A 16036-nucleotide genomic window follows, 5' to 3' on the forward strand; every position below is an offset into this window, starting at 1 on the left:
GCTTCGATCATGGTGATGCCGTAGATGATGTCGGTACTAGCCATGGTGCGCTTGTTGTGCGTCACGATGATAAACTGGGACTCTTTCGAAAATGTATGAATGATGTTGTTGAACTTGTCAATGTTGGCATCGTCAAGCGGGGCGTCCACTTCGTCAAAGATACAGAAGGGTGCCGGCTTCAGCAGGTAAATTGCAAAGAGCAGGGAAGTGGCAGTAAGTGTTTTTTCCCCTCCGGAAAGTTGGTTGATGGTAAGCGGCCGCTTGCCTTTGGGTTTGGCGATGATCTCGATCGGACTTTCCAAGGGATTGCTTGGGTCCACCAAGGTCAGGTCGCATTGGTCCTCTTCGGTAAAGAGTGAGCGGAAGACTTTGATAAAGTTTTCTTTGATCTTGCCGAAAGCATCCAAAAAGGTGTCCTTGGCCACTTGGTCGATTTCCATGATGGTTTCCAAAAGCGAGTTTTTGGCTTTGATCAGGTCGTCTCTTTGCTCGGTGATGAAAGTGTGGCGCTCTTTGATTTCATCATAGGCTTCCATTGCCATGGGATTGATGGGCCCGATTTTTTCCAAACGGTCTTTTGCTTTGCCGACGATCTCGCGGATATCGGATTCTGCCATCTCGGCATAAGCTTCATCCAAGGCAGGGTTATCTGCAATCAGCCCATCTAAGTCTATCTCAAACTCCACACTCAGTCTTTCTTTGAGACTGGCAAGTTTGAGTTTGACTTCGTTCATGGATTGCTGCATCTCATGGATCAAAGTATCGAGGGATTCTTTGGATTTTTGGAGTTCACGAATCTGTTTGTCGGTTTCGTCTATCTCCCCACGGCAGGCATAATAGTCCTTTTCTGCCTCGTTGACGCCTTTTTCAATGCCTTCTTTCTCTGCATACAGTTCTATCAGTTCGTCGTCTTTGATCTCATTGTTATCAAGCAAAGAGCGGATTTCTGCGTCTATTGAAGCATGCTCGGTTTGGGATTTTTCTATCCTTTCCTTGCTGCTTTCAAAGGCGGACTGCTTGAATTCAATCTCCTGCGCAAGGCTGTTGACACGGTTAAGCTGTTGGTGGTAAAGGATATTTTCTTGGTTGAAAGCAGTGGATTTTTGATTGAGGCTTTCACTTTCGGTTTGGAGTTGGATGTTGATTCTTTCCAATTCTGCTTCCAAAGCCTCAAAAGCTGCTTTTTCATTTTCCAGATCAGGCATTATCGTTTCCAAGCTGAATTGGAGGGATTCGATCCTGTCAAGGATATCTTCCCGCTTATTGGCATTGGAAGAAAGTAGTTCGGCTAACTGTTCCTTTTTGGTGCGGACAGAGACATACTCCTGATTGGTTTCATTGATTTCTTGTTGAAGCTTCTCTATGGCAGTTTTGAAGCTGACTTCCTTGAGTTTCAGCAAGTCGGTCAGTTTATCATCCAAATTGGCACGGGTTGCTGAAACTTTCTTGTTGAGTTCCTTGATTTCTTTTTCGAGTTTTTCCAGGTTTTTGGCCCTGCCTATTCTTTTTCCTTCAAAAAGTCCCACGGAACCACCAGAAATACTGAATTTTCTCTTGGTAAATTTTCCGCTTTCAGTAATAAAAATCGAAGATTGGTCTTTGGGAAAATCCTGGTATTCACCTTTGACGATATAGACATCATCAAGGATAAATCCGATCAGCTTGGCGTATTTATCATCGTATTCGATGATTTCTGTGGCCGGAATGGCATTTGAAAAAAGCTTGGTTTGTGCAGGATGGAAGTTGCTGAAATGCTCCAAGACGAAGAAATTGGCTTTTCCCTTTGCCGAATCACTCAAGAGGTTGACTGCTGCGATTGCCTGTGCTTCAGTCTCTACTACATAGTAATTCATGTAGTTTTCGAGATAGTTTTCTATGGTGATCCTGTATTTTTCCTCTGTAGTCAGGATATCGGAGAGGAGTGGGGTGTCCTTTGTCCAACCTGAATTTTTCTTCAAAAATTTGATGGCTTCGGGGAACCCTTCCAGATTTTCTACCAATGATTTGGTGAGGTTAAACTCATTCTGTCTTGCATCCAATTTCCTTGAAGTCTGCGTGACTTCCTCCCGGATCATGTCGATGATACGGTTGGTTTCCTCTATTTTTTGAATCTGATCTTCCTCTTTTGATTTGATGGAAGCAAGTTCGGCAGATTTCAGATCTAGTATTTCTTTGAGTAAAACCATTTTGTCCTCAAACTCCGCCAAGTTGGTAACCTGATTTGTATCGTCTGAAGCTGTTTTTTCCAATTCCTGCTTCAAGGTAGAAAGCTGGATATGTTTGATTTCCTGGTCTTTCGAAAGCTGGTAAACGCGGTCTTTTTTTGTTGAGAAATTCCTCGTCAGTTCTTTTTGGTTTTCTTGTATTTGGGTTTGTTCTCTTTTTTGGGACTCGTATGCTTCTCGAAGTTCCTCCACAATCATCTCTTTCTCAGCGAGCATCTTTTGTGCAGATTCACTTTCCTGCTCGAGAGAACGGATGCTGAATCCTGCACGGTCGTTGGACTTGCGGTCTGCATCTATTTGTTCCCGTAGTTTTTGGGCCCTGTCTTCTAGGAACCTCAGTCTCTCATTCTTGATTTTTTTGTCACTTTCAAACTGCCGGATTTTGTTGACATGCTCATTGAGTGTCTTTTGGCGGGAGGAAAGCAGCTTTTCTTTTAATATCAAATCTGCCTTGCTGAATTCCAACAAAGCTTCCTTTTCGGTGATTTTGGTATTTACGGCAAGCTTACGGTCCTGTTCGTGCTGGACTTTTTGGTTTAGTGTTACCAGGGAGTCCGCATGTTTCTGAACAGATTTTTTGGCGAGGTTGATGCTCGCTTCCTTGTACTCCTGCTTGATTTCGAAATAACGGGCGGTTTGTTTTGCCTGTTTTCCTAGGCTCTTGAGGTTTTTCTCTATTTCAAAAAGAATGTCCTCTACCCTTGAAAGGTCAGTGTCTGTATCTTCAAGCTTTCGGAGGGTTTCTTTTTTTCTTGATTTGAATTTGGATATTCCGGCAGCCTCCTCGAAGAGTTCACGGCGTGAATTGTTCTTGTCATTGAGGATTTCATCGATCATTTTCAGCTCAATGATGGCATAGCTGTTGGAATTGATCCCGGTATCCATAAATAAGTTGGTGATGTCTTTGAGGCGACAGGTGATCCCGTTGAGCAGGTATTCACTTTCTCCGGAGCGGTAGTAGCGCCTTGTGATCGTAACGTGGGTATATTCGGTAGGAAGGAGGTTTTTGGTGTTTTCAAAAGTCAGGGAAACTTCCGCAAGGTTGCTTGGTTTGCGGTTTTTGGTACCATTGAAAATCACATTTTCCATTTTGTCTGAGCGCAGCATCCGGGATTTTTGTTCGCCGAGAACCCACCGGATTGCATCTACGACATTAGACTTGCCACAACCGTTTGGACCGACTACTCCGGTGATTCCCTTGTCAAAATGGATGACCATCCTGTCACCAAAACTCTTAAAACCTTTTATCTCCAGCTTACTCAGCAGCATCCTTTACCTCTTTGAATTTGATTACAGACAAAATTACTTGAATTCGTAAATTAACCAAGGCAATAGAGACAAGATGCGAGAAACGAGAGGCGAGAGTTTTTGAACAAAGTATGAAGTACTATGTATCAAGTTTGCGATAACCTGAGAACCTGACAACAATGAAAACCCGGAGCAGACAACAATTTCAACAACTAGAACAATTACAACAACTACAACCCTTTTCTAAAATTTTCTGACCAATTGGTTAAATTACCTATATTAGTAAAATCAAATAAAGACTGCTGTGGACTTAGGAAACATCATATATATCATCGCCATCATCGCTTACTTTATCTATACGGCGACAAAAAAGAAAGGCAACCCAGAAGAAATGAACCAGCCAGGTTCACCTGACAATGCACAGGAACAAAGAAAGCCCGTGTCTTTTGAGGATCTGTTAAAGGAAATTAGACAAGGTCAGGGACAAAGGGAAAAGGATCTTAAAGATTCAGGTCAGGGAAAATCTGCTGAATCATTTCCAAGAAGGCAAGAAGGAAGAACGTTTGAACAACCAAGACCGAAACCTGTAGAGGAAGTCAAAAAAATCAAACGTTATGAAAGCTATGAAGGGGTAATCGAAGAAAGGAAAGTACCCGACAGGGTTAAATTGGCCGATCAGGAAAGAATTCATAGCCATGTAGAAGGTATCAAATCCAGCATTTCCCTTGAATCAGTGGATGGTAAAGAGGAAGAGAATAAATACAAGACCATGCTTAGAAATCCCGAAACCATCAAGGACGCAGTGATTTTGAGTGAAATCTTGAATCGGAAGTATTTTTAAAGGTCTGCTTTACAATTTATGCATGTAGCTGTGTACATCTTTTTTGGCACTTTTATTTTTTCCTGATTTTTTGAGTATGTTAAAATAAGATATTGGTTTGGTTTATCTCTTTTTATGCATACATGCAATGATGCCAATAAAATGGTAATAAGAAAAAATCTTTCAAGAGACTGAAGTGTCCAACACATCGGTCTTCCGACTTCTGTCTTCCGACCTGCATGAAGTAGAAAGTTAAGCTACCGGCAAAGAAGCGGATACCTATATCTTCTTTTTATCAAATCTTTCTTCCATTTTTTTAAAAACAAAAATTCGTTTTTGATGTTATATATCAAAATTGATTTTAAATTCACTCCCTATCCACAACTCATTTGTTCCATTATGAAAACATTAACTGAAATCAAATCCGGTGAATTGTCCTCAGCAAGAAGAGATTTTATCAAAAAATCCGGTGCAGTTGCAGCCATGTCATTATTTGGAGTAGCCTTTTTTACTGGTTGTTCATCCGATGATCCTGATCCTGGAAACGGAAACAACAACCCTCCGGCAACAGGCAGCGGCATTACAGTTACCAACAGTACGGTCACTGTCAATTTGGATGTTGCTACAGCCTTGGCAACGGCAGGAGGTTGGGCTTTGGTGATTGAAGCAAAAGTCTTGATAGTCAATCTCGGAAACAATACTTTCAGCGCCTTGACTTCAGTCTGCACCCACTCCCAATGTGATAGAAACTGGACTTTTGGAAGCAATGTATTTACCTGTACCTGCCACGGATCAAGATTTAGCACAGAAGGCGCTGTACTTACTGGTCCGGCGATACAGCCACTTAGAACCTATGATACCAACTTAAACAACAGGACGCTTACAGTCAACCTTTCCTGATGCAGCGGTTTTTGATATTTGTTTTGGGATTTTTTCTTTTTGCTTACCCAAAAGAGATTAATGCCCAAGTTTTCAAAACAGAAAACGGTTCTGTTGAATTCCTTTCGAAAGCTTCATTGAGTGAATTCACTGGCGAATCAGCTTCCCTGAATGGATTGGTTGACTTGGATAAGAATCTTCTTGACTTTTTTGTAGACCTAAATACCATAAAAACAGGCATTGGGTTGAGGGACAAGCACATGAGAGAAAATTATTTGGAAACAAAAAAATATCCCTTTGCAGAATTTACCGGCGAAATAGACACTTTACCAAATATGAGAAAAGGGCAGGCCCAAGAAGTCATTGCCAAAGGGAAATTCAAGATTCATGGCGTGGAACGTGTACTTGAAGTTCCCGGAAAGCTCACGATGGTCTCAGACAATGAACTGAATTTGGAAGCACAGTTTAAAGTCTTGCTTTCAGACTATAATATCGATATTCCAAATGTGGTTTTTTATGAGCTTTCAGAAGAACAGATTGTGACTATCCGGGCAACGTTGAGAAAATAATTAGCCAATTCTAATCCCTACATGTATGAACTTAAGAAACCTAATCCTAATGGCGGGACTGTTATTTGCTTCCCCAGTATTTGGGCAATTGGAGCGGAAACTAGCAAACGAAAGTCAGAATGTTGATCTGATTTTTCATGCACCAAGGCATATCAATCTCCTGACAGTCGAGCCATTAGATAAAAAAGCACTCCATTTCGCAATTATGCATACATTCGGGACTTTGGATGGCGGGGTGCAGGATTTGTGGGGTTTGGACAATGGGGCCAACATTCAGTTCAGTTTTGAATATGGTTTTAGCGATAAATTTTCTTTGGGAGCGGCCCGACAAAGCCGGGACAAGGTGTACAACCTCTACGGAAGGTACCATCTTCTAAGTCAGACACAGGATAACAGGATGCCTTTTTCACTTTCCTTGATGGGAGGTGCAGCAGTCAATACATCTGATTATGATTTCCTTCAAAATCAGGCTCCAAATTTTGTAGAAAGAACCTCTTATGCTTTTCAGTTGATGGCAGCGAGGAAATTTTCAGATAAGTTAAGTGTGCAGGTCACGCCGATGATGGCCTATTTTGTAGACCCTAATCCCATCTTTTTTATAGAAGGAGATCAAAATCTCTACCTCGCACTTGGTTTCAGCGGTAAATATAAAGTTACAGGAAAGTCCTCACTGACCCTCCAATGGATTCCCAACCTAAACAGTGACCTGAGAAATAACCTTGGGGTAGGAATTGACTTGGAAGCCGGAGGTCACGTTTTTCAGATGTATTTTGTAACGTCCCAATTTCTGAATGAACAATATCTATTGGCAGGCGGCAACGGAACTCCCGGAGATGAATTCCGGATAGGTTTCAATGTAAACAGGATTTTCGCTACAGGGAGAAAGAAAAGTCTGAAGTAAACCTTCACCGGAAATATTTCTGTAGGTTCTGGTTTTGATCCATTCATCTTCAAATTCCTCCGTTATTTGGAAAGAGGAGGTACTGACCCATGATTCAAAGGAGTTTATAAATTCTTGCTCCGCAGGATATGCATGTTGGTAATATTTGTAGATAAAAACCTTGAATTCATCTGGGTTTTGGTTTATGATTTTGGCCCAATCTTCTACCTGATAAAGATTATCGGGAGGAGAAGGTAACTCACCTAACAATACTTCTCTGCTGAAGTAAACAAAGTTATTGGTAATGATAGGAGTCTGATTATCAGTGGTCAATACATATTGATTGAACTGATTTTTGAAATGCTGATAATTTTTGGTCTGGAATTGAAAATAAATGCTTGCTACCACCGGGAAAATCATCAAAAGAACAAATGCCGGTTTGAAGAATTTATGGTCTGAGGCAAAAATGTAAAGCAATCCCATACCTGTGAGGTACGCACCCATTTTTAAGTCATCATGGAAAAAAGCCACAAAAATTCCCAACGCAATTAGTGTAGAAATCCTTGCTTTCCAATTTGGCTTTTTCAACCAATCTTCTACACCAATTGCAATCAATACCGACAAAGGTCCAACCAAAATAATTAGGTGTCTTGGGTTTAGGTAAATGGGATTATAAAACTCCAAAGTTGAACTCATAAACCAAAAACCAATCAATAAGCAAAGTGCTGCCATTGTAAATTCAAAAACAATTTTGTCCTTACTTTTTATTCCAATAACCATTCCAGAAATTGAAAAAACCAAGTAAATCCAAAAAGACCGATTGATGAACACCAAAATAGGTTCATATGTGATTCTTTTGAGGATTGCCTCCCATCCTTTATCATGATAGCTGAATTCCCAATTGTAGTAATTGGCATGAATCGCATCTACATGGTAAAATGCGTTTTGATATTTGATGATATTGATGGAAAAATAGGCTCCTAGAATCAGTATAGACCAAAAAGCAAACCATTTAAAAAAGGTTAGGTCATGGCCTTTCTTCCAATCAAAAATGAAAACCAAGAATGGAAAAGGCAACAAAAGTACCATTGTTTCTTTCGTGGCAAATCCAACCATAAATGCAGAGGCCATAGTCAGCGCCATCCATGCAGGATATTTTTCCCGATAGATTGCTGCGAAAGGAACAAGTATCACCCATAACACCAAAAGGCTGTCAGGATAAACTTTGGGAAGAAAATGGAGTAAGAATACCTGCGTACAGAAAAATAGGGTCAACCAAAATCTATATATATTCTCATTTTTTAGATGCAGAAGCAGGTAAAAAGAAGTCAAATAAGAAATCAATGAAGGTATAGAAGCCAACCTGTCAGAATATCCCAACAAATGAGTGAAGAGTCCTGAAAATAAGTAGGCTCCCCATCTTTCGGTAAAATGGCTGCTGTCCTCTAATTCCAATCCCTTCCAGAAATCCCTTCCAAACTGCATGTAATAGACATCATCAGAGAAGGTAATGCCATCATATCCCAAAAACCAATAGCCTATCAGGAACAAGCTACCAATTATGAAATAATTTGATTTGTTGTTTTTTTGGGACATTATGTGTCAATGAGGAATTAGTTAATCACTAAAATCAGTATCTTTTGGCTATAAATTTAATCTTATGGCCCAGGCAAATACTATAGAGCAGCAAAAAATACTCAGGGTTTTTAAACTCATCAATCTTTTGAGGGGAAATATCGGAAAAAACGTACATAGATTGGCTGAATCATTGGATACAGATTCAAGGACTGTTTACCGTTATTTCAAGTTATTGGAAGCTTTGGGGTTTGAAATCGAAAAGAAGCATTCAAAATTCAGGATTGTGGATAGGGTGGAGATTCCCATTGAGCATGTATTTGGAACTTTTAATGAGGAAGAAATCCTCTTTATGAATGAACTGATCAACAAAAGCAGCCAAAAAAACCTCCTTAAGGATTCCATCCTGCAAAAGATCAATATCCGCTCAGATTTTAGACAAAGTGTCAACCAGCTTTTCAATGCCAATCTTGGGGTTTTTGTTGACCTCATCTCTCATGCGATCAAAGACCGGAACCAGGTCATTTTGAGGGATTATTATTCAATGAGTTCGGATTCTGTTTCGGACAGGTTGGTCGAACCTGTGGCCTTCAATAAAAATTTTGATTCCATCTATGCGCTGGAAGTAGAAAGCAAGGAGATGAAAATGTTCAAAATCGAAAGGATAGGGGAGGTTTTACTGACTTCCAAAGTATTCAGATATCAATCCTTGCATCAGCCTTTGGAGCAGGGATTGTTTGGGTTTTCGGGAAAGAGTCAGTTTCCCGTTCACCTCAAACTCACCAAAAAGGCTTACCAATTGATGATTGAAGAATATCCGGATGCCAAGCCATTTACATTCACCAAAAACCGGAATCAATATTATTTTGAAGGAAAAGTGCCCCAATTACCAGGATTGGCGCGTTTTATCCTTGGCTTACCCGGCGAAATCAAGGTGGTAGAAGGTGAAGAGCTAAAAATTTATCTCGAAGAGCAGCTGAAGAAATCTAAGTTTTTTTAATGAGATGGGAGAAGTGAGATATGAGATATGAGACTTTAAAACCCCGAAAATTATTTGATGAAAATTTTTCTTCCATCTGTGATTTAATATCTGGGTTTCTTTCAATGAGGTTTCGATAAGTTCATTTCAGTAGGTTTTATGCCAACTCAATTTAAACAAAAGAGCCATGATTTTCATCATGGCTTTTTCTTTCACTTCTTTTTTGGAATCCTTTTTATTTTCATGGAATCTATCTCAAATCTCACATCTCCAGTCTCAATTCTCACTGATGCTCATCTCTCAATAAATCATTGACAGTCTTCACAGGGTTGAAGGTAATCAAAGGCACTTCCACGAAAACGGTATTCCAACCCGCCATGGCGCCATTCCACAATCCCGGCAATTCCAATGCCTTGAGGTCGCGTCCGCTTTTAGATTTTTCGGTAATGAAACCAGTCCGCATGTCCCTGAATTTCAACAAATCAAATTTATTTCCTTTGTAATCCTTGGTTGCACAAACCAGATCAACAGGATTGAAGTGAGTAGAGGCAGAGAAAATCTCTTTATGCTTTGGATTGGAAAGGTCGATCTGGGCAGTTTCGGCGATCTGTAAGGAAAGCGAACCGTCATCTTCTTTCACCCAAAAAGGTCCACCTCCAGGTTCTCCGGTATTTTTGACCATTCCGCAAACACGCAAAGGCCTATTGAGTTTATGGTGGAGGTATTTTCCTTTTTCAACCAAACTTTTTCCATGGTAAGAATCAGGTAAAATTCCTCCCAAAGATGCGGTAACCACCTTTTCAGCAAAGGAAACAGCTGATTCATCCGCATTTTGATCCAGCTTATTCAAAGCTTCGAAGACTTTTTCCTGTAATTCAAGTAACAACCCCCCAACTGCAATCTTATATTCCTTGGTGGTCTGCTTCAGCCTGTCAGGAACTTCATTGTCAATGTTTTTGATGAAAATCACATCTCCATCGATATCGTTCAGGTTTTCAAGCAATGCCCCATGTCCTGCAGGTCTGAACAATATGCTGCCATCTTCTTCTTCAAAAGGCTCATTGTCCATCGTCACAGCAATCGTGTCGGTGGATTTCTTCTGTTGGGAATAGCTGATATCGAATTTGACACCGTATTCTTTTTCCAGCTTAGGCTGTACTTCAGCAATCAACGCCTTGAATTTGGGTTCGTGGTCCGGGGAAACCGTAAAATGCAGCCTAATGGTATTGTCTTTTCCCAGACTATACATCCATCCTTCGATAAGGTGTTCGTATGCAGGAGTCCTGTTGTGGTCGCTATATTTATGGAATTTCAATAAACCTTTGGGGAGGTTTCCATAACCCAAACCCGAGTCATTGAGAAGGGCTGAAATGATTTTTTTGTATTCTTTATTTGCTAAAGCTTCCTTGATACTTGTCCCTTCTTTCTTCAGGGTATTATCCAGGTCTTCATAGAATGCAAACTTTTCAATCTGACTGATGAATTTCTCCACAAATTTACTTTTGTCAATGTCTCCATCTCCTTCCACAAAAGAGAATAGGTCTTTGAACATCCTTGTCGCTGCGCCGCTTGCAGGGACGAATTTGACCACTTCCTTCTGTTTTGCTTTTTCGGGATAGGTTTTTTGGAAATGGGCCAATTCTGCATCGGTCAGCAATTTGATCCCGTCACCAATGGTAGCGGCCCTTTCGATAGGTAAAAATGGGAATCCCTCTTTAAAGTTTTTGAGCTGTTCTTTGGCGTTTTCGAGGGACATGCCCTGACTTAAAATCTGCTTTTCAAGCTGTGTGTTCATGATTGAAAGATTATTGGTTTAAAAACTTTAATATATGGAATGGAAATATAGAATGGAAGTTTTTTCTACATACTGAAGTTAATTTTATCTCCCGGCCTTTTTTGGGACAGGATGTTGAGAGAATTGTTTTCAACATGCAGAATCCTTGGATATCCGCCTGTTACCTGGGCATCTCTCATTAGAATAATCAGGTTGCCATTTGGGGTCAGTTGAACAGTCCCCGGATAAACTGCTGCGGTCAGGATGGGTTCTACTTCATTTTCTATCGTTTCCTCAAGTTGGTAAGCCATCCTATTGACCAGATTGGATATTGTGAAGGACTTCTTCATGATCCTGTTTTGGGTAAGCTTGGGTAATTCTTCCCATTCAGGACCTTTAAAAACTTTGATTTCTCCATGTTTAAACCAATTGAGGTTCATTTTAGCATGAGAACTCAACGGCTCATAGTAGCGCTCCTCAGAGAGGTAGCAAATGGAATCACTTTTTTCTATTCGAGATTGTGGGGTGACGCCCGGATACCAACTTCTACTTTCAGCTGCGATTTCAGACTCAAAACCACCCTGAATACCCATGTAAAGCCATTGCCCTTTTCTGAATTTACGGATATGAACGACGTCATCCTCCATGATGTCCAATATTTTGCCTGCTTTTACAGGTTTTTCATTATGATAGATATCTGCGTCTGCACCGGCAAAAACTATTCTGGTGGGCATTTCAAAAACCATCTTGGCACCGGGACCTCCCATTTCTAAAACCGAATCAAAAAACTGGTTTTGAAGCAAATAATTGGCCTGGGTCATTGAAAACCTGTCCATCACCCCGGAATATGGTACTCCGTACATCGCCATACCAAACCTTCCAAGGTCCTGAACGGTGGTCAGTAATCCCGGCTGGACAAAATGGATATAAGCAGGAGTTTTAATCATGATGCCAGGTATAGAGTCCTTGATTGGAAAGGTGTCGGATGTCTTCGAAAGCATCTCTTGAAATAGGTTCAAACTTTATTTTATCCCCGACAGAAGGAATTACCGGTATTTCTTTTCTAATATCAAAAAGCCTCACCGGACATTTTCCTATCGCATGCCATCCCCCGGGACTTTCGGAAGGATAAATTCCTGTTTGTTGTCCTCCGATTGCTACTGTTCCTTCAGGCATGGACCGCTCGGGAGATTTTTTTCTCGGTGTAAAAAGTCTTTGATTTAAACCTCCCAAATACATAAATCCCGGTAAAAATCCATAAAAATGTAGGGTATAGAAGGCTTCAGAATGGAGTTTTACGATCTCATCAGGGCTGATTTGATGGAGCTGAGAGAGGTTTTCAAGATCTCTCCCAAATTCAGTGCAGTAACAAACAGGGATTTTCCAGATTTTGAACGAGAAAGTGCTGAGGATTTTTGGCAACTGTTTGATCTCTTCGAGGATATCTGCACAATCCTCTTCGGTGATTTCTATCCTGAGTTTCATGGAAAGGGTATTGAAACCCATCCTGATTTCCCTGATGCCATCGGAGTATTCATTTTCAAAAAACTGCCGTACCTGTTGCTGTTCCATCAAGGTTTCACTCGAAATTTCTTTTGGCCAGACCAGTTCTATCAATTTGCTGTGAATCCTAAAAATCCTGACCTCCATATCTTATTGAACAAAATGTGCTCTGATACCTTTTAATATTTCAATGGCAGATGGATTGTCTCCATGAACGCAAATGGTCTCTGCCTCCATAGGGATAAAATTTCCCGAAATGGTTTTGATTTTCTTTTCGTAAACCATCCATCCCACATGTTCTATCACTTCCTGTGGGTCGGTAAGCAAGGCCTTTGGCTTGCTCCTGTCCACCAAAGAAAGGTCCTCATTGTAGCTTCTGTCAGCAAAAACCTCTCTTTTGATTTTTATACCTGCTTCAATAGCCATACCTGCCATCAAGGATTCAGCAGGACAATAAAGATAGGCCTCGGGAAAATATTCTTCCACCAAATGGATTAGCGTAAATGCTGTCAGGTCATCTTTTGCAGCAAAATTATACAAAGCACCATGGGGCTTGATGTGATTCATTGAAACATCGTTTTGATGACAGATTTTTTCAAAAAATTGGATTTGTTTCAATAGGACGGTGCGAAGTAACTTGAGATCCATTGCCATGTACTTTCTGCCAAAATTTTCCCTGTCGGGATAAGAGGGATGGGCTCCTACTTTGATACTGTTTTTTTTGGCAAGATGGATAGCAGTATCAATACTTTTTTCATCTCCGGTATGCCCTCCGCAGGCAATGTTGGCGCTGTCTATAAAAGGCATCAAAATCCCATCATTTGGCAAACCTTCACCTAGGTCGCAATTGATATCAAATGGAAAATGGGATTTTGTCATCATGGCTAAATTAACAAATAACTAGCTGATTTGGGGAATTCGTGCATATGGTTTTTGCAAAAATCAATTTTCTTTTTTGGAGAGCTATAATCTTTGTATGGTGATAGTACAGGTTTAATGCTTCTAAAAATGATATTATATAGAATTTTTGGATTGAAAAATGAAATATTCATACATTTAATATCATTGCAACTTATGTATTGTTATGTATAAAGTATTATTGCCGATTGTTTTTTTTGTTTGTCTGGCTTTGAATTCCTTTTCTCAGGAACCGGATTCTGTTTTGCTCAATAAGGCAAGATCTGCTTTTGAACTTGCTTCAGTCAATTCTGATTCTGCCTTCCAAATCGCGAATTATGTATTGAAGCAATCTGAAAAGAGAGGATTTACCAATGGAACGGCTAATTCTTATAATGCCTTGGGGTGGGTTTTCATGCATCAAGGGAAAATGGATTCCTCTCTGGTTTTTTTTCAAGAAGCAAAGAAACTCTTTCAAAGCACTTCCTCAGACTTTGATGTGGCAAGGGTAAACATCAACATGTCGGAGGTTTTGACCAAGCAGTCGCGATTTGCAGATGCCTTGGATTTTGCACTAGAAGCTGAAGCACTTGCCAAGAAGATCGGTGACCAGCCGCTTCAGACTGATACCAAAAGACTTTTGGGTATATTATACAGAGAACTGGGTGATCTGGAGAAATCTGTTTCCTATTTTAACCAAGCCATCGTTGGATTTGAAAAACTCGGAGATATGAGGAGATCGGTCAATACAGCCATAAGCCTCAGCATCCTCCTCCGGAAAATGAACCTTGCCGACAGCAGCCTGACAGTGCTCCAAAAATGTCTTTCGCTGGCCCAAACCCAACCAAACAATGCTTATCAGCTTGCCATGATTCGGGAACATCTTGGGGACAGCCATTATCAGAAGGGGGATTTCCACTCCGCTCTCGGAGAATACGTGGCTGCTTACCGGCTTTTTGAACAACTTGGAAACATGGCCGATGTAGCCTATGAGGCCATAGTTGTAGGCAAAACACAAGTTGCCTTAGGGGAATTTGCAGAAGCAGACCATTACCTTTCAAAGGCATTTGCGGTAAGTGACAGCCTTGGTTTTACCAATTACCAATATGATGCTTCGGTGGAATTGGCCTCTTTGTACCAAAAAACAGGTCAGTGGGAAAAAGCGACCAAACAGCTCGGGATATCTCTTCAATTAAAAGACAGTATCGCCAATCAGATGCAGTTGCAGAAAATGGCTGAACTCAAGGAAAAATTTGAATCTGAGAAGCAACAACAGGAAATCGCTTTGCTCAAATCCAATATTGACCTTGAAAGCAGCAAGTCCCGCAGGAGGATGCAGCTGCAATATTTTGTGGTTGCCGTTTTTCTTTTGGGAATCATATTGGCCTACCTGATTTTCAACAGGTATCAGCTTAGTCAAAAACTCAAAGAACAGGAATTGCGGAATCAGATTTCTTCGGACCTGCATGACGACCTCGGGTCCACACTCTCAAGCATAGACATCAATAGCAGGATCGCTTTGCTCAAAATCGATGACGGAAACCTTGTCGCCACACAGCTTCAAAAAATTCAGGAAAACAGCAAGTCGATTTTGGATAGCCTTTCTAACATTGTTTGGTCTATCAATCCATCAAATGACAGTGTGCAAAAAGTGATTTTGAAGATGAAGGATTTTGCTTCGGAGGTATTTGATTCACAGGAAATGCTGTTTAGGTTCAAATCTGAAGAGGAAGATTTTGAATCAAAGATCAACCCGATGATCAGAAAAAATATCTACCTGATTTTTAAGGAAGCAGTAAACAACTGCGCCAAGTACAGTTTGGCACAAAATGTAGAGATAGAAGTCGGATGCAAAAACCAATGGTTTCACCTTTCGATCAAAGATGATGGGAAGGGTTTCGACATCCATGAATCAGGAGAAAAAGGAAACGGACTAAGGAATATGCGGCTGCGCGCTGAGCAGATTTATGGAAATCTGACGATTAATTCACAAAAGGGAGAAGGGACTTCCATCCACTTCAAAGTCCATATCCCCTGATTTGGGTATTGTAATTCGATTTCCCAATCGATAGCTTTAACATTCAAATAGAACCCCTATGCCTACCAAAATTTTGATTTATGATGACAATACAGACCTAAGGGAAGGCATATGTCATTTACTGAGATTGAGAGAGGAATATGAGGTGGTCGGGGAATTTGGAGACGCCAAAAATGTTGCCAAGGAAGTTACTCATTTGAAGCCGGATGTGATCTTGATGGATATCGAAATGCCCGGAATCACAGGGGTAGAGGCAGTCAAAAAAATCAGAGCAATAGATCAGAAAACCCAAATCATCATGCTGACGGTATTTGATGACCAAGGCCATATTTTCGAAGCCCTGCAATCCGGTGCCAACGGTTATTTATTGAAAAGAAATGCTTCTGACAGGCTGGTACAGTCCATAGAAGAAGTATTGTCAGGAGGCGCACCCATGAGTCCATCTATCGCCCGTCTTATCATTTCTGAGATGCAGCTCCGAAAACCACAGGAAAATTACCAGCTTTCCGTAAGGGAAAAAGAAATCCTGAAATCTTTGGCAACAGGCAACAGCTTCAAACTGATCGCCTCCGACCTGCAGATCAGCTTGGAAACGGTAAGGACACATATCAAGCGGATTTATGAAAAGCTCCAGGTACACTCCCAAATC

Annotated in this window: 13 protein-coding genes; 7 read left to right on the forward strand and 6 right to left on the reverse strand. The window is 40.8% G+C overall.

Annotated features, from left to right (window positions below):
* Positions 1-3494, reverse strand: a 3494-nt coding sequence (smc, locus tag ACZFYI_RS05665; protein WP_462523147.1) for a chromosome segregation protein SMC, incomplete at its 3' end; no start/stop codon positions are given.
* Positions 3495-3777: 283 nt separating this feature from the next.
* Here smc and ACZFYI_RS05670 point away from each other — a divergent pair.
* The 4 genes from ACZFYI_RS05670 to ACZFYI_RS05685 all read left to right on the forward strand — a co-directional run bounded on the left by ACZFYI_RS05670 (position 3778) and on the right by ACZFYI_RS05685 (position 6642).
* Positions 3778-4314: a hypothetical protein gene (locus tag ACZFYI_RS05670; protein WP_462523148.1), complete on the forward strand. Its 537-nt coding sequence runs from the start codon at positions 3778-3780 to the stop codon at positions 4312-4314.
* 378 nt (positions 4315-4692) lie between these two features.
* A complete protein-coding gene (locus tag ACZFYI_RS05675) occupies positions 4693-5193 on the forward strand; it encodes a QcrA and Rieske domain-containing protein (protein WP_462523149.1) in 501 nt (166 codons plus the stop codon).
* On the forward strand, positions 5193-5741 hold the full coding sequence (locus ACZFYI_RS05680) for a YceI family protein (protein WP_462523150.1): 549 nt from the start codon (positions 5193-5195) through the stop codon (positions 5739-5741). The genes ACZFYI_RS05675 and ACZFYI_RS05680 overlap by 1 nt, the downstream gene beginning before the upstream one ends.
* A 25-nt stretch (positions 5742-5766) precedes the next feature.
* Complete coding sequence (locus ACZFYI_RS05685; RefSeq protein ID WP_462523151.1) at positions 5767-6642, forward strand: DUF5777 family beta-barrel protein; 876 nt, start codon at positions 5767-5769, stop codon at positions 6640-6642.
* On the opposite strand, the gene ACZFYI_RS05690 is transcribed toward ACZFYI_RS05685, so the two are convergent.
* Positions 6544-8217, reverse strand: coding sequence for an ArnT family glycosyltransferase (locus ACZFYI_RS05690; protein WP_462523152.1), 1674 nt, complete (start codon positions 8215-8217; stop codon positions 6544-6546). The genes ACZFYI_RS05685 and ACZFYI_RS05690 overlap by 99 nt on opposite strands.
* Positions 8218-8281: 64 nt before the next feature.
* On the opposite strand from ACZFYI_RS05690, the gene ACZFYI_RS05695 reads away from it, so the two are divergent.
* Positions 8282-9196, forward strand: coding sequence for a helix-turn-helix transcriptional regulator (locus ACZFYI_RS05695; protein WP_462523153.1), 915 nt, complete (start codon positions 8282-8284; stop codon positions 9194-9196).
* Positions 9197-9458: 262 nt separating this feature from the next.
* Here ACZFYI_RS05695 and ACZFYI_RS05700 read toward each other — a convergent pair whose 3' ends face one another.
* The 4 genes from ACZFYI_RS05700 to pxpA form a co-directional block, all read right to left on the reverse strand.
* Positions 9459-10970, reverse strand: a complete 1512-nt coding sequence (locus ACZFYI_RS05700) for a DUF4301 family protein (RefSeq protein WP_462523154.1) — start codon at positions 10968-10970, stop codon at positions 9459-9461.
* 65 nt (positions 10971-11035) lie between these two features.
* On the reverse strand, positions 11036-11896 hold the full coding sequence (locus ACZFYI_RS05705; protein ID WP_462523155.1) for a 5-oxoprolinase subunit C family protein: 861 nt from the start codon (positions 11894-11896) through the stop codon (positions 11036-11038).
* The gene (gene pxpB, locus ACZFYI_RS05710; protein ID WP_462523156.1) at positions 11889-12599 is read right to left on the reverse strand and encodes a 5-oxoprolinase subunit PxpB; all 711 of its coding nucleotides are present in this window, start codon (positions 12597-12599) and stop codon (positions 11889-11891) included. The genes ACZFYI_RS05705 and pxpB overlap by 8 nt, the downstream gene beginning before the upstream one ends.
* Positions 12600-12602: 3 nt before the next feature.
* On the reverse strand, positions 12603-13334 hold the full coding sequence (gene pxpA, locus ACZFYI_RS05715; RefSeq protein WP_462523157.1) for a 5-oxoprolinase subunit PxpA: 732 nt from the start codon (positions 13332-13334) through the stop codon (positions 12603-12605).
* A gap of 202 nt (positions 13335-13536) precedes the next feature.
* Here pxpA and ACZFYI_RS05720 point away from each other — a divergent pair, with 202 nt between their 5' ends.
* Both ACZFYI_RS05720 and ACZFYI_RS05725 read left to right on the forward strand, forming a co-directional pair.
* Positions 13537-15387: a tetratricopeptide repeat-containing sensor histidine kinase gene (locus ACZFYI_RS05720; protein WP_462523158.1), complete on the forward strand. Its 1851-nt coding sequence runs from the start codon at positions 13537-13539 to the stop codon at positions 15385-15387.
* A gap of 58 nt (positions 15388-15445) precedes the next feature.
* A partial coding sequence (locus ACZFYI_RS05725; protein ID WP_462523159.1) for a response regulator occupies positions 15446-16036 on the forward strand: 591 nt, incomplete at its 3' end.

The organism is Aquiflexum sp., from assembly GCF_977115555.1.

Bases quoted from the DNA above. Each gene is read 5' to 3' on its own strand.
- ACZFYI_RS05675 (WP_462523149.1), top strand. From the start codon at position 4,693: ATGAAAACATTAACTGAAATCAAATCCGGTGAATTGTCCTCAGCAAGA.
- ACZFYI_RS05680 (WP_462523150.1), top strand. From the start codon at position 5,193: ATGCAGCGGTTTTTGATATTTGTTTTGGGATTTTTTCTTTTTGCTTAC.
- ACZFYI_RS05685 (WP_462523151.1), top strand. From the start codon at position 5,767: ATGAACTTAAGAAACCTAATCCTAATGGCGGGACTGTTATTTGCTTCC.
- ACZFYI_RS05690 (WP_462523152.1), bottom strand. From the start codon at position 8,217: ATGTCCCAAAAAAACAACAAATCAAATTATTTCATAATTGGTAGCTTG.
- ACZFYI_RS05695 (WP_462523153.1), top strand. From the start codon at position 8,282: ATGGCCCAGGCAAATACTATAGAGCAGCAAAAAATACTCAGGGTTTTT.
- ACZFYI_RS05700 (WP_462523154.1), bottom strand. From the start codon at position 10,970: ATGAACACACAGCTTGAAAAGCAGATTTTAAGTCAGGGCATGTCCCTC.
- ACZFYI_RS05705 (WP_462523155.1), bottom strand. From the start codon at position 11,896: ATGATTAAAACTCCTGCTTATATCCATTTTGTCCAGCCGGGATTACTG.
- pxpB (WP_462523156.1), bottom strand. From the start codon at position 12,599: ATGGAGGTCAGGATTTTTAGGATTCACAGCAAATTGATAGAACTGGTC.
- pxpA (WP_462523157.1), bottom strand. From the start codon at position 13,334: ATGATGACAAAATCCCATTTTCCATTTGATATCAATTGCGACCTAGGT.
- ACZFYI_RS05720 (WP_462523158.1), top strand. From the start codon at position 13,537: ATGTATAAAGTATTATTGCCGATTGTTTTTTTTGTTTGTCTGGCTTTG.